The 13,325-nt window shown below is 64.3% G+C and carries 10 protein-coding genes; 8 read left to right on the forward strand and 2 right to left on the reverse strand.

Annotated elements, in window-relative coordinates; translation table 11 throughout:
* Positions 1–125 precede the first annotated feature (125 nt).
* The 7 genes from ACVOL0_RS18750 (at position 126) to ACVOL0_RS18780 (ending at position 8,732) form a co-directional block, all read left to right on the forward strand.
* The gene (locus ACVOL0_RS18750) at positions 126–575 is read left to right on the forward strand and encodes a hypothetical protein (protein ID WP_481550366.1); all 450 of its coding nucleotides are present in this window, start codon (positions 126–128) and stop codon (positions 573–575) included.
* A gap of 607 nt (positions 576–1,182) precedes the next feature.
* On the forward strand, positions 1,183–3,414 hold the full coding sequence (locus ACVOL0_RS18755; protein WP_481550367.1) for an NADP-dependent isocitrate dehydrogenase: 2,232 nt from the start codon (positions 1,183–1,185) through the stop codon (positions 3,412–3,414).
* Positions 3,415–3,664: 250 nt separating this feature from the next.
* On the forward strand, positions 3,665–4,633 hold the full coding sequence (locus ACVOL0_RS18760; protein ID WP_481550368.1) for a hypothetical protein: 969 nt from the start codon (positions 3,665–3,667) through the stop codon (positions 4,631–4,633).
* On the forward strand, positions 4,630–5,178 hold the full coding sequence (locus tag ACVOL0_RS18765; RefSeq protein WP_313174438.1) for a GTP-binding protein: 549 nt from the start codon (positions 4,630–4,632) through the stop codon (positions 5,176–5,178). The genes ACVOL0_RS18760 and ACVOL0_RS18765 overlap by 4 nt, the downstream gene beginning before the upstream one ends.
* Positions 5,171–5,587 (forward strand): roadblock/LC7 domain-containing protein, encoded by a 417-nt coding sequence (locus tag ACVOL0_RS18770; protein ID WP_481550369.1) that lies wholly within the window; start codon positions 5,171–5,173, stop codon positions 5,585–5,587. Before ACVOL0_RS18765 ends, ACVOL0_RS18770 begins: the two co-directional genes overlap by 8 nt.
* 472 nt (positions 5,588–6,059) lie before the next feature.
* Positions 6,060–7,790: a bifunctional isocitrate dehydrogenase kinase/phosphatase gene (aceK, locus tag ACVOL0_RS18775; RefSeq protein ID WP_481550370.1), complete on the forward strand. Its 1,731-nt coding sequence runs from the start codon at positions 6,060–6,062 to the stop codon at positions 7,788–7,790.
* A gap of 60 nt (positions 7,791–7,850) precedes the next feature.
* Positions 7,851–8,732 carry an energy transducer TonB gene (locus ACVOL0_RS18780; RefSeq protein WP_481550371.1) on the forward strand — a complete coding sequence of 294 codons (882 nt, stop codon included), beginning with the start codon at positions 7,851–7,853 and terminating at the stop codon, positions 8,730–8,732.
* Between the two features lie 273 nt (positions 8,733–9,005).
* Here ACVOL0_RS18780 and rho read toward each other — a convergent pair whose 3' ends face one another.
* Together rho and trxA are read right to left on the reverse strand one after the other, a co-directional pair.
* Positions 9,006–10,784 (reverse strand): transcription termination factor Rho, encoded by a 1,779-nt coding sequence (gene rho, locus ACVOL0_RS18785; RefSeq protein ID WP_481550372.1) that lies wholly within the window; start codon positions 10,782–10,784, stop codon positions 9,006–9,008.
* A gap of 256 nt (positions 10,785–11,040) precedes the next feature.
* Positions 11,041–11,370, reverse strand: a complete 330-nt coding sequence (gene trxA / locus ACVOL0_RS18790) for a thioredoxin TrxA (RefSeq protein WP_057628040.1) — start codon at positions 11,368–11,370, stop codon at positions 11,041–11,043.
* Between the two features lie 196 nt (positions 11,371–11,566).
* On the opposite strand from trxA, the gene rhlB reads away from it, so the two are divergent.
* Positions 11,567–13,231 carry an ATP-dependent RNA helicase RhlB gene (rhlB, locus tag ACVOL0_RS18795; RefSeq protein ID WP_481550373.1) on the forward strand — a complete coding sequence of 555 codons (1,665 nt, stop codon included), beginning with the start codon at positions 11,567–11,569 and terminating at the stop codon, positions 13,229–13,231.
* The last annotated feature ends 94 nt before the right edge of the window (positions 13,232–13,325 follow it).

Below are 13,325 nucleotides of genomic sequence, written 5' to 3' on the forward strand. Positions count from 1 at the left end.
GTCGCGTCTTCTTCCGCTTGCCCGTGTGTTCCGCGTCCCCGAAGCTCAGCTGCATCGTCGTCATCCGTCGAACCTTGCGCTATTGTCGCCGAGGAATTGTTCAGAGCATCCTTAGCAGTGCCCTGATGATCGCTGTGGTCGGTGCCGTGGCACTGGTTGGCTGCAAGAAGAAAGAAGAAGCTGCGCCGACCCCGCCGCCGGCTGCGACCGCGCCCGCGCCAATGGTTGAGGCCGCACCTGCAGCGCCGGTTCTCGCGGTTACCGCGGTGACTGTTGGTAACGCTGCGGCGGCGGATATGTCAGTGGCGCCAGTTGCTGTATTGGCCGCCAAGGACAAGATCATTGTTTCGGTGAAGACCAGTGGCGCCGCCAGCAATGTGCCGGTTGCCGCCAAGTTGGTCTATCAGGATGGTCAGACGGCCGGTGAGAAGAGTGCTTCGCTCACTGCTACTGATAGCGGCACCACCAATATCGAATTCACCAACACGAAGCCGTGGCCGGCGGGCAAGTACACCGCCGACGTCACCGTCGATGGCAAGGCTGCCGGTACGCCTCAGCAGTTCGAGGTGAAGTGAGTAAGGCGTTAGCCGGCGCAACTCTCTCCCGCCGGTGATACGCATGGGCGCAGCCACCAGGCTGCGCCTTTTTTTATCCGCGTGAACCGTAGAACTGTTCACTTCAGCATTTGAGTCGCCCGGAGTCCGATGTTTGGTTCCGGCATCGGATTTTTCTTGTGGGAGCGGTGTCAGCCGCGAAGCAGGGACATCATCAAATGAAGAGGTTTGAGCAACCTCAGCGTCGCGGCTGGCGCCGCTCCCACATGCAACCCAATCCTGTTCCGCTCCAGTGAACTGCTTGTCGCGCGAACCTTGATCTGCGCACTGTCTACACCTGTCCGCGTACAGCGCGGGTGGTTGCAGCTGAGACCACCACCGCGGCATACAGCGCGAGCCAAGACGGCACAAGGCCTGCGCCACCTCGCGGCGCGGACGGCAAGTCTTTCCCTACCTTGGCGTATGGATTTACTTTGCCCGCTCCGGTCGAAAACGCGACAATGCGAGGGTTTCCTCATCCGGCAGCCGGGTAGGGATTGCGCGCCGGCCCACTGGATGGCCGTGCGCCTGCCCAGTCGCCGCTGCCATTCCACGCACCGCATCCGTCAGCAAGAGAGTTTTTGCCCCCATGTCGAATACGCCGAAGATCATCTACACGCTCACCGACGAAGCTCCGTTCCTGGCCACGCAGTCGCTGCTGCCCATCGTCGATGCCTTTACCGCGACCGCCGGCATTGCCGTCGAAACCCGCGACATCTCGCTGTCCGGCCGCATCCTGTCGCAGTTCCCGGATTTCCTGAAGGACGAGCAGAAGATCAGCGATGATCTGGCCGAACTGGGCGAGCTGGCCACCAAGCCGGAAGCCAACATCATCAAGCTGCCGAACGTGTCGGCCTCGGTGCCGCAGCTCAAGGCCGCGATCAAGGAACTGCAGGAGCAGGGCTTCATCCTGCCGAACTACCCGGACGCACCGACCGATGACGTGTCGCGTGACATCCAGGCGCGCTACGACAAGATCAAGGGCAGTGCGGTCAACCCGGTACTGCGCGAAGGCAACTCCGATCGCCGCGCACCGCTGTCGGTGAAGAACTACGCCCGCAAGCACCCGCACCGCATGGGCGCCTGGACTGCCGACTCCAAGTCGCATGTCGCGCACATGGACGGCGGTGACTTCTACGGCAGCGAGAAGTCGGCCACCGTCGCCAACGCCGGCAGCCTGAAGATCGAACTGGTACAGAACGACGGCAACACCGTCGTGCTGAAGGCCAAGACCGCGGTCAAGGCTGGCGAGATCGTCGACGCCTCGGTGATGAACCGCAAGGCGCTGGCGGCCTTCGTTGATGCACAGATCGCCGATGCCAAGGCGCAGGGCGTGCTGTTCTCGCTGCACCTGAAGGCGACCATGATGAAGGTCTCCGACCCGATCATGTTCGGCGTCGTGGTCGACGAGTTCTACAAGGACGTGCTGAGCAAGCACGCCGCCAGCCTTGCGCAGGTTGGTTTCGATTCCAACAACGGCATTGGCGACCTGTACGCGCGCCTGCCGCAGCTGCCGGAAGCCGAGCAGGCAGCGATCAAGGCCGATATCGCCGCCGAGTACGCCAAGCGTCCGGCCGTGGCCATGGTCAACTCGGACAAGGGCATCACCAACCTGCACGTGCCGTCGGACGTGATCGTCGACGCCTCAATGCCGGCGATGATCCGTGACTCCGGCAAGATGTGGAACGCCGAAGGCAAGTTGCAGGACACCAAGGCCGTCATCCCGGACCGCTGCTACGCCGGCGTGTACCAGGCCGTCATCGACGACTGCAAGGCACACGGCGCATTCAACCCGGCGACCATGGGCTCGGTGCCGAACGTCGGCCTGATGGCGCAGAAGGCCGAAGAATACGGCTCGCACGACAAGACCTTCCAGATCGCTGCCGATGGCGTGGTCAAGGTCACCGACGAGGCCGGCAATGTCGTGTTCGAGCATGCTGTCGAAGCCGGTGACATCTGGCGCATGTGCCAGACCAAGGACGCGCCGATCCAGGATTGGGTGAAGCTGGCCGTCAGCCGCGCGCGCCTGAGCAACACCCCGGCGCTGTTCTGGCTGGATGCCAAGCGTGCCCACGATGCGCAGGTCATCGCCAAGGTCGAGACCTACCTGAAGGATCACGACACCAATGGCCTGGACATCCGCATCCTGTCGCCGGAAGAAGCCACTGCGGTGTCGCTGGAGCGTATCCGCAAGGGCCAGGACACCATTTCGGTGACCGGCAACGTGCTGCGTGATTACCTGACCGACCTGTTCCCGATCCTGGAGCTGGGCACCAGCGCCAAGATGCTGTCGATCGTGCCGCTGATGGCCGGTGGCGGCCTGTTCGAAACCGGCGCCGGTGGTTCGGCACCCAAGCACGTGCAGCAGTTCGTCGAAGAGGACTACCTGCGCTGGGATTCGCTCGGCGAATTCCTGGCCCTGGCGGCGTCGCTGGAGCACCTGGGCCAGCGCTATGACAACAAGGGCGCCACCGTGCTCGCCAATGCGCTGGATGCCGCCAACGGCAAGTTCCTGGATAACGACAAGTCGCCGTCGCGCAAGCTCGGTGGCATCGACAACCGCGGCAGCCATTTCTACCTGGCCATGTACTGGGCACAGGCGCTGGCCGAGCAGAACGACGATGCCGCCTTGAAGGCCAAGTTCGCGCCGCTGGCCGAGGCCCTGACCAGCAACGAGCAGAAGATCGTCGACGAGTTGGCGGCGGTGCAGGGCAAGGCCGTGGACATCGGCGGCTACTACCGCCCGGACCTGGCCAAGGTCGGCCCGGCGATGCGCCCGAGCGTCACCCTCAATGCGGCCATTGCCAGCCTCAAGGCCTGATCCGCGTAAGAGTGACGGCAGCATGTTGTAGCTGCTGTTACACATCGAAAGCCTGCATCCCGCACCGATGCAGGCTTTCTTGTTTTCGGCGTGATGACGGTGTGTAGATACGACCAAGGTCGAGTAGTGGGAGCTGCACTGAAAAATCGAAGTGTGGGTCCAATCACCCTTTCACATGCAGCTTCTGGAATAGCCTGATTCGACACGCAGGGAATCGCATGACGCGGGCGCGTCGAAAGGGGAAGAGGGCATGACCAGGGTGCTGGTAGTGGGCTCGGACACCCGTGAGGAGCAGACGCTTCTCGGGCGATTGAGGGAGATTGCGGGTTTGCCGCCAGAGGGCCTGCAACGTTGTGTGGACCTGGACCAATGCGACCTGCTGCTGGTGCGCGATACTCCGGCGTTGCGCAGTGCTGCCCAGCACATGGCCAGCAAGCGGCCGGCGATGCGGCTGTGGCTGCATGATGACGAGGGTGCGGTCCACGACGGCCGCAGCAACACGGCACTGCATCTGGACCAGGCGCAGATCCAGAGTGCACTGGCACCACCACCTGCAGCAACCACCACCGATGGCTTGTACCTGGCCAGCGGCGCCAAGCAGGTCACCCGCCTGCTACGGCGGCGGTTGCAGGAAAAGCAGGGCCGTGCGGTGCTGTCATTGCAGGGCCAACCACAGCTGCTGATTGATTTCGAACACGACCAGATGGTGCCGCTCTACGTGCACCCAGCGCAGGGGCCCAGCCTTGCCCAGCAACTGGGTGATGTATTCGAGTTGCTGGCCTTGCAGGAGCTGTCGCTGGCGCGTTTCCAGGCGCTGGCGGAGAACCTGTCGCGGCAACCGTTGCGGCCGCTGCTCTGGCAGATGGCACAGCATGGTGACAACTGGACCGACTTCGATCGACGCCTGCAGCAGCACGCGCGGGTAAGCCTGCTGCGCTGGCCGGACTTCCGCGTGCTTGCGCATCAGCACGATGGCTTCCGGCTATGCTCGCTGCTGCTAAAAAGGCCCTGCACCCTGGCCGAATGTACCGAGTTGCTGGAGCTGGACAGCGACGCGGCCCGCGCCTTCATGCGCTCGGCCTACCTGTGCGGCTATGCCACGGTGCAGGTACCGGAGCCGGCCGCTGCGCCGCCGCCGGTGCCGGTCAAGGTCGGGGCCAGCGCCTTGCTGGCGCGGATGTGGCGCAGCGTTCGTCAACGCACAGGGACCCATGCATGATCGAACACAAGGTAGTGATTCTGGGCGCCATGGGGGCGGGCAAGTCGACCTTGGTGCGCGCTGTAGCCGGCGGCACGGTCATTGATACCGATGTACTCAACACCGATGCCAGCTCTTCCAAGCTGGCAACGACGGTGGCGATGGACTATGCCGATGTAAATCTTCCCAATGGAGATCGCCTGCGCCTGTATGGCACGCCGGGGCAGGAGCGCTTTTCCTTCATCTGGCCGGTCCTGCTGCAGGGCGCCCGTGGCGTGGTGATACTTGCAGATGCCTCCAGCCCCGACGTGGCGCAGGAGATGGAACGCTACCTGCTGGCCTTGCGTGAGCACGCCGCGACAGTTCCGGCGGTGATTGGCGTTTCCAAGTTCGACCTGATGCCGGACGTGGATCTTGACGCCTGCCTGCTGCAGGCACAGAAGACCGCCGGCCGGCCGCTGCCACTGGTACCATTCGATGCGCGTTCGGAGGATGCGGTGATGCTGCTGATGGATGTGCTGATGGGCGAAGTCGAGGCTGCTGCGTTGGTGGATGCTCATGGCTGAGGCAAAGGCGATAGCACTGCTGGAGGACTGGGAAGTTGCCGCGATAGACCAACGGCTGCAGGAGTTCACCGGTTCGGTGGATGGCGTGCGTGCCGCCGTGGTCGCCAGTGTCGACGGCTTTGTCTTGGCCCGGGCGGCTACGGAGACCTCCAGTGGGGAGCGACTGGCTGCCATGACCAGTGCGATGCTGGCGCTGGCATCGGCGGTGGGGCGGGAGCTCGCATTGGGGACAATGGACGTACTGCTGCTGGAGGCCAGTGAAGGCAAGGTGTTGATGCAGTCCATCCCGCTGCCGCGCGGTTCCTTGCTGCTGATGGCTGCCTGCGGCCAGCGCAGCGTGATTGGCCATGTGTTGTGGAGCGCCCGCGAGTGTGGGCGCAAGATCCAGGCCGAGTTGTCCGGGGAGTGAGGGCGGCAGTAGCTGTGGCTGCAGTGGGGCCAAAACCAAAGCCAAAGCTCCCCTCATCCCAACCCTCGCTCCGCGCCCTGGCCCTTGCGCTGGCGCAAGGGCGTTCGATGGGCAGCGAACCAATGGTTCGCAAGCTGCCCCTCTCACCCCGCGGGCGGGAGAAGGGCTAAAGCCGAAGCCGAAGCCATGCCACCTCTCCCCAACCTTTCCGGCCCGAAGGCACAGCCTTCGGGCCTTCATCAGGCTGCGCGCCAGTGGCGCGCAAACAGGTCTTCTTCGCCCCCTGCGCTGTGCGCAAGGGAGGGTGTGCTTTGGGTGCAAGACCCGTAGTCCGCGAACGGCTCTGTGCGCATACCTGTCCCGAACAGCAGCCAGTGGCGTATGGTCAGCGCAACTCCCCGGTGTTCTCCCGCATGCGATCGCCCCGTACTTGCATTGACCCAGCACCTTGGCAACCTCAGGTCATGCCGTCATGACCGGGTCGGCGACCGACAGCGCTTTGGCTGCCAGCATCGCCAGTTGCATCGCGCAGGGCTTCGAGGATTACCACCGCGACTTCGCGCGGGTCAGCAGGCGTGCGCGTGAGCGCTTCCAGCATCGCGATTGGGCGGCAGCCAAAGCCGATGCAGTGGAGCGTATCGAGCTGTACGACCTCAGTGTCGCGCAGTGCCGCATGCAGCTGGATCAGCTGCTGCAGGGCAATAGCGAGGCGCGGCTGTTGTGGCGCGAGGTCAAGCAGGGCTTCGCTACGTTGATCGAAGGCCGTATCGACGGCGAGCTCTACAAGACCTTCTACAACACGCTCACCCGCCGTCTGTTCGCTACCCATGGTGTGGATGACGACATCGAGTTCATGGCATTGGATATCGAGCCGTCCGACGCCATCACCCACCCGGTTGCGCGGCATGTTTATGCGGTGTCCGAGGCGCGCCCGGCCGAAGCGTTCTCACGCTTGTTGGCCGACTACGCCTTTGACGTGCCCTACTCGCACCAGCTGCGTTGTGCAGCGGCCATCGCGGTACGCCTGCAGGATGACCTTGCCCATTGGGGGACGTATCCGGTGCGCGCGGTCGAGTTGTTGCAGACGGTGTTCTACCGCGAGCGTCGCGCCTATCTGGTCGGGCGTGTGTTCGGTGAACATCGGTTCTCGCCGTGTGTGATTGCGCTGGTCAACGATGGCAGCGGCATCCGCGTGGAGGCGGTGCTGAGTCGACGCCGTGATGTGGCACATCTGTTCGGCGTGTCACGCAGCTACTTCCAGACCGACCTGCCAACCGTGGCCGATGCAGTGGTGTTCCTGCGCAGCATCCTGCCGGGCAAACCGGTGGACGAGATCTACACGGTGCTGGGCCGGGCCAAACAGGGCAAGACCGAGCGTTACCGCACTTTCTTCAGTCACTTCCAGCAGCACGGCAACGAACAGCTGGTGCATGCTGACGGTACCCCCGGCATGGTGATGACGGTATTCACCCTGCCCAGCTACCCGTTGGTATTCAAGCTGATACGTGATCGGTTTGCGTGGCCGAAGACGATGAGTCGGCAGGATGTTGAAGACAAATACGCCTTGGTCTTCAATCTGGATCGCATCGGACGCTTGCTGGATGCACAGCCTTATCGCTACCTGCGCTTCCCCCTGCAACGGTTCGCGCCCGCGCTGTTGCAGGAACTTGTGCAGGAGTGCAGCCAGAGTGTCCGCGTCGATGGCGATGAGGTCGAGATCGCGTTGTGCTACGTGCAGCGGCGTTTCCGGCCTTTGAATCTGTACCTTCGCGAGCAGGGAGCCGAGGCGGCGCGCGCTGCTGCGCTCGACTACGCGCAGGCGATCCGCGACATGGCCTGCAACAACATCTTCCCCGGTGACATGTTGTTGAAGAACTTCGGCGTGTCGCGACATGGTCGTGCGGTGTTCTACGACTATGACGAACTGTGCCTGGTGACCGAGTGCAATTTCCGCCATTGGCCACAGCCGCGCAGCGAGCAGGAGGCGATGGCGGCCGAGCCGTGGTTCCATGTCGCGTCCAACGACATATTCCCTGAGCGCTTTGGTCTGTTCATGGGCTTGCCGAGGTCGTCGTTGGAGGTGGTGCAGGAGAAGTTCGGTGAACTGTTTGATCCGGGCTGGTGGCAGGGGCTGCAGGCCGGATTCCAGCAAGGACGGTACCCGGATACCCCGCCGTACCCGCGCGCGCTGCGGCTCGCCTGAGACTTGTCGCGGGCCATGGGCTGCGCTTTAATCCGCTTTCTGGACACAGGGAGAAGTGAGATGCGACAGGTATTTGCGGCCGTGGCGTTTGGCGCGGTACTCATGGCTACGATGCCGGTAATTGCCAAGGCGCAGAGCAGTGGCGGTATCGCGGCGGTACGCGAGCGGATTGAAAGCAGCATGGTGGTCCGCGGCGAAATCACTATCGAAGCCGACGGGTCCGTATCCGCAGTGCAGCTGGCCAAAGAGGACAAGCTGCCCGCCGGGGTGGTGAGCATGGTGCGCGATGCAGGTTTGCGGTGGCGCTTCGAACCTGTGCTCAAGGATGGCGTGGCAGTGCGCGCGCTGGCACCGATGAGTCTGCGCGTCATCGCCCGCAAAGTGGAAGGTGACCGCTATGAAGTCAGCCTGCGTGGCATCAATTTCGCGCGGCTCGATGCCGACGATCCAGAGAACATCGCGCGTATCTCGCTGAAACCGCCGCGCTATCCCGAGCAGGCTTTCCGTGCCGGGATTTCCGGCAGTGTCTACCTGCTGGTCAAAATCGGCAGGGACGGCAAGGTCGAGGATGCGTTTGCCGAGCAGGTGAACCTTACCTTCCTCAGCAGGGAAAACGATCAGCGACGTGCCCGCGAGCTGCTGGCCAAGAGTGCTCTGGCCGGAGCCAGGCAGTGGACCTTCCGGGTTCCGACGCAAGGCCCTGCGGCCGCGCAGCCGTTCTGGAACGTGCGTGTGCCGGTGAGCTATTCGCTGGACAACGGGACCCCCGAGGGCCAGGAACAGGGGCGCTGGGTGAGTTATGTGCCGGGCCCGCGTGAGCGTGCGCCCTGGCGCGAAGAGCCCGAGCAGCTGGGTTTCTCGCCGGACGCGCTGGCCGATGGCAGCGTCAACCTGGTCGACAACAATGGCCCGCACCTGCTGACTCCGCTGCAGGGCAGCTGATCCCAGGTCCCCTGCGGCCAAAGGGAGGGGGTCGTAGTGCCGAGCCATGCTCGGCAGGGGCTTCACCGGTACTGACTCAGCCGAGCATGGCTCGGCTCTACAGGGAAGGCCCCAGCCGAGCATGGCTCGGCTCTACAGGGAAGGCCCCCAGCCGAGCATGGCTCGGCTCTACAGGTGGGGCGGGCGCCGCGAGGCCGGCGTTGGTACCCAATCAACGCCCAACAAAAACCCCGCTTGCGCGGGGTTTTTGCCTGCAGCCAACTCCAACCGGAATCAGCGCTTCATCGAGCCGAAGAACTCATCGTTGGACTTGGTGTTCTTCATCTTGTCCAACAGGAATTCCATCGCCGCGATTTCGTCCATCGGGTGCAGCAGCTTGCGCAGGATCCAGATCTTCTGCAGCAGCTCCGGTTCGATCAACAGGTCTTCGCGGCGGGTGCCGGAACGGTTGATGTCGATGGCCGGGTAGACGCGCTTCTCGGTGATGCGGCGGTTCAAATGCACTTCGCTGTTGCCGGTGCCCTTGAATTCTTCGTAGATCACTTCGTCCATCTTCGAGCCGGTTTCAACCAGCGCGGTGGCGATGATGGTCAGCGAGCCGCCTTCTTCAACGTTACGTGCGGCACCGAAGAAACGCTTCGGGCGGTGCAGGGCGTTGGCGTCCACACCACCGGTCAGTACCTTGCCGGAGCTGGGCACGACGTTGTTGTAGGCGCGGGCCAGGCGGGTGATCGAGTCGAGCAGGATCACCACGTCCTTCTTGTGCTCGACCAGGCGCTTGGCGCGCTCGATCACCATTTCGGCAACCTGCACGTGGCGCGCGGCCGGCTCGTCGAAGGTCGAGGAAACCACTTCGCCGCGCACGGTGCGCTGCATTTCGGTCACTTCTTCCGGGCGCTCATCCACCAGCAGCACGATCATGTGCACTTCCGGGTGGTTGGTGGTGATGGCGGTGGCGATCTGCTGCATCATCATCGTCTTGCCGGCCTTCGGCGGCGAAACGATCAGGGCGCGCTGGCCCTTGCCCTGCGGTGCCATCAGGTCGAGGATGCGACCGGTGATGTCTTCCGAGGAACCGTTGCCGCGCTCAAGCGTGAAGCGCTTGCGCGGGAACAGCGGGGTCAGGTTTTCGAACAGTACCTTGTTCTTCGAGGCTTCGATCGGCTCACCGTTGATGGTGTCCACGATCGACAGCGCGAAGTAACGCTCGCCGTCCTTCGGGAAGCGGATGCGGCCGGACAGGTGGTCGCCGGTACGCAGGTTGAAGCGACGGATCTGGCTGGGCGAGATGTAGGTGTCGTCCGGGCCGGCCAGGTAGCTGGCTTCGGCCGCACGCAGGAAGCCGAAGCCGTCCGGCAGGATTTCCAGCACGCCGTCGGCGGCAACGCCGTCGCCATGGCGGGTCAGCACCTTGAGCAGGGCAAAGATCACGTCCTGCTTGCGCGCACGGGCCACGCCTTCGGAGATCTGCAGCTGTTCGGCGATTTCCAGCAGCTTCTGCGCCGGCATCTTCTTCAGGTCGCTGAGCGAATAGACCGGGAAGCCTTCGGGCACGCTCGGCATCGAGCGCGGAACGAAATTGTCGTTGCCGCCGTCGTTGCCCATGCCGTTGTCGTCACGCGGACGGTTGCGGTCACGGTCGCGACGGTTGCGGAAACGGTCGCGACGGTTGCCCTGACCTTGGCCCTGGCCCTGGCCCTGGCCCTGCTGGTTGTTCTGACCGTAGCGCTGCTGGTTGTTGCCGTCGCCACCGTCCTGGCCACCCTGCTGGGTGTTGTTGTCGCCAGAGGCTGCGGCTGCGGCCGGGGCCTGGCCTTCATTGCTGGACGCCGTCGCGGCAGGCGCGGGGGGCGGAGCAACCGGGGCAGGTGCCGGTGCGGCGGCTACCGGCGCTGGAGCAGCGGGAGCAGCTGGCAAGGGCAGGGCTGGCTGGGCGGGAGCGGAGGCACCGCTGTCGGCACCTTCAACTGCTTTGGCAACACGCGGCTTGCGCACGCGCTTCTCGACAGGAGCGTCGGTGCTCCCGGTTTCGGAAGGAGTGTTCTCGGACAAGTGTTTGATTCCTCTCGCTTGGATGTGCGAGCGCCCTGCGGGGCTGCGAACTGGTTGGGATGGTCCGGACGAGAACCCGTCCAGAGGGTGCGGCACGCGAATGCTGCCGGATGTAGCGACACTAACACCGCCAAGCGCGGCGGTGCAAGCGCCCGCAAAACCCTGTTGGGCCGCGGTTTGGCGGCCAAATGCCCGGGTTGGGCCGAGGTTCGGCGGCCCAATGGCCGGCGGCAGGACGCCGCCGGACCATGCTGGGTCAGACCAGCGCCTTGTCGATCATCTGGCTCAGCTGGCCCTTGCCGACTGCGCCGATCTGGGTGGCCTGGATCTGGCCATCCTTGAACAGCAGCAGCATCGGGATCGAGCGCACGTGGTACTTGATCGCGGTGGCGCGGTTCTCGTCCACATTGACCTTGGCGATCTTCAGCTTGCCGTCATAGGCATCAGCCAATTCGTCCAGAACCGGGGAAATCATCTTGCACGGGCCGCACCATTCAGCCCAGAAATCCACCAGGACCGGTTCGCTCGATTGCAGGACGGCGCTGTCGAAGTCGGCGTCGCCGACGTGTAAAACCTTATCGCTCACTTGGAGTCTCCTGGTGCAATGCGACTGCCCATGCCGGGTTGGCGGTCGCATTGCGGTAAACTGGGGCATTGCGCGGACAGTGGGTAGGGCCCAGGTGTCGCGCGACCCGGCGCAGGGGCCGCAGTGTGCGACGGTGCCCGAATCGATGCAAGCTGCCCGGCCACACTGACCGGCTGGCACTACAAAGACGAAACCAATGAGCGACAAACCGCTAACCGACGTGACATTTTCCTCCTTCGACCTGCAGCCGGCGTTGCTGGCGGGCCTCGAAGGCGCGGGTTTCACCCGCTGCACCCCCATTCAGGCACTGACCCTGCCGGTGGCTCTGCCGGGCGGCGACGTCGCCGGCCAGGCCCAGACCGGCACCGGCAAGACACTGGCCTTCCTGGTCGCCGTGGCCAACCGCCTGCTGACCCGTCCGGCGCTGGCCGACCGCAAGCCGGAAGATCCGCGCGCGCTGATCCTGGCGCCGACCCGCGAGCTGGCCATCCAGATCCACAAGGACGCGATGAAGTTCGCTGCCGACACCGGCCTGCGCTTCGCGCTGGTCTACGGCGGCGTGGACTACGACAAGCAGCGCGAGCTGCTGCAGCAGGGCGTGGACGTGATCATCGCCACCCCCGGCCGTCTGATCGACTACGTCAAGCAGCACAAGGTGGTGTCGCTGCACGCCTGCGAGATCTGCGTGCTGGACGAAGCCGACCGCATGTTCGACCTGGGCTTCATCAAGGACATCCGCTTCCTGCTGCGGCGCATGCCGGAGCGCACCACGCGCCAGACCCTGTTGTTCAGTGCCACCCTCAGCCACCGCGTGCTGGAGCTGGCCTACGAGCACATGAACGAGCCGCAGAAGCTGGTGGTGGAGACCGAAAGCATCACCGCCGACCGCGTCCGCCAGCGCATCTACTTCCCGGCCGACGAAGAAAAACTGCCGTTGCTGATCGGCCTGCTGTCGCGCAGCGAAGGCGCCCGCACCATGGTGTTCGTCAACACCAAGGTGTTCGTCGAGCGCGTTGCGCGCGCTTTGGAAAAGGCCGGTTACCGCGTTGGCGTGCTGTCCGGCGACGTGCCGCAGAAGAAGCGTGAGAGCCTGCTCAACCGCTTCCAGAAGGGCCAGCTGGAAATCCTGGTGGCCACCGATGTGGCCGCACGCGGCCTGCACATCGACGGCATCAAGTACGTCTACAACTACGACCTGCCGTTCGACGCCGAAGACTATGTGCACCGCATCGGCCGTACAGCGCGCCTGGGCGAAGAAGGTGATGCGATCAGCTTCGCCTGCGAACGCTATGCGATGAGCCTGCCGGACATCGAGGCCTACATCGAGCAGAAGATCCCGGTCGAGTCGGTTACCGCCGAACTGATGACCGCGCTGCCGCGTCCGGAACGTGCGCCGCTGCCCGAAGGCGAAGAAGGTGAAAGCGTTGGCGCCATCTTCCGCGAAGCCCGCGAGCAGAAGGCCGCTGACGAAGCCCGTCGTGGTGGTGGCCGCAATGGTGGCAAGCCCGGTGAACGCCGTGGCGAGCGCAGCGCCGACGGCAAGCCGCGTCCGCCGCGCAAGCCGCGCGTCGAAGGCACCCCGGCCAATGCCGAAGGCACGCCCAAGCCGCCGCGTCCGGCCGCCGAAGGTGCGCCGAATGCCGCCAACAGCCCGGCAGTGGAAGGCGAGCGCGCACCGCGCAAGCGTCGCCGTCGCCGTCACGGTCGCCCGGTCGAGGGTGCCGAAGGTGCAGCACCGGCAGTGGCCAACACCAACGGCCCGGTGCAGGTACAGGCCAAGCCGATGCGTGCTGGCAACGACAGCGATTCGTTCCTGACCCGCCTGGGCCGCAAGATCCGCCGGATGCTGTCCGGCAGCTGATGGCCGCGAGCCTGTAGTGGGGGGGGGGGGGGGGGGGGGGGGGGGGAGGGGAGAAAAACAGCCACCACAACAAAAAGAGCGAACCAAGCAAGCC

This window comes from Stenotrophomonas sp. STEN021, assembly GCF_056760175.1.

Coding starts and splice junctions, on each gene's coding strand:
- ACVOL0_RS18750 (WP_481550366.1), top strand. CDS start 126: ATGATCGCTGTGGTCGGTGCCGTGGCACTGGTTGGCTGCAAGAAGAAA.
- ACVOL0_RS18755 (WP_481550367.1), top strand. CDS start 1,183: ATGTCGAATACGCCGAAGATCATCTACACGCTCACCGACGAAGCTCCG.
- ACVOL0_RS18760 (WP_481550368.1), top strand. CDS start 3,665: ATGACCAGGGTGCTGGTAGTGGGCTCGGACACCCGTGAGGAGCAGACG.
- ACVOL0_RS18765 (WP_313174438.1), top strand. CDS start 4,630: ATGATCGAACACAAGGTAGTGATTCTGGGCGCCATGGGGGCGGGCAAG.
- ACVOL0_RS18770 (WP_481550369.1), top strand. CDS start 5,171: ATGGCTGAGGCAAAGGCGATAGCACTGCTGGAGGACTGGGAAGTTGCC.
- aceK (WP_481550370.1), top strand. CDS start 6,060: ATGACCGGGTCGGCGACCGACAGCGCTTTGGCTGCCAGCATCGCCAGT.
- ACVOL0_RS18780 (WP_481550371.1), top strand. CDS start 7,851: ATGCGACAGGTATTTGCGGCCGTGGCGTTTGGCGCGGTACTCATGGCT.
- rhlB (WP_481550373.1), top strand. CDS start 11,567: ATGAGCGACAAACCGCTAACCGACGTGACATTTTCCTCCTTCGACCTG.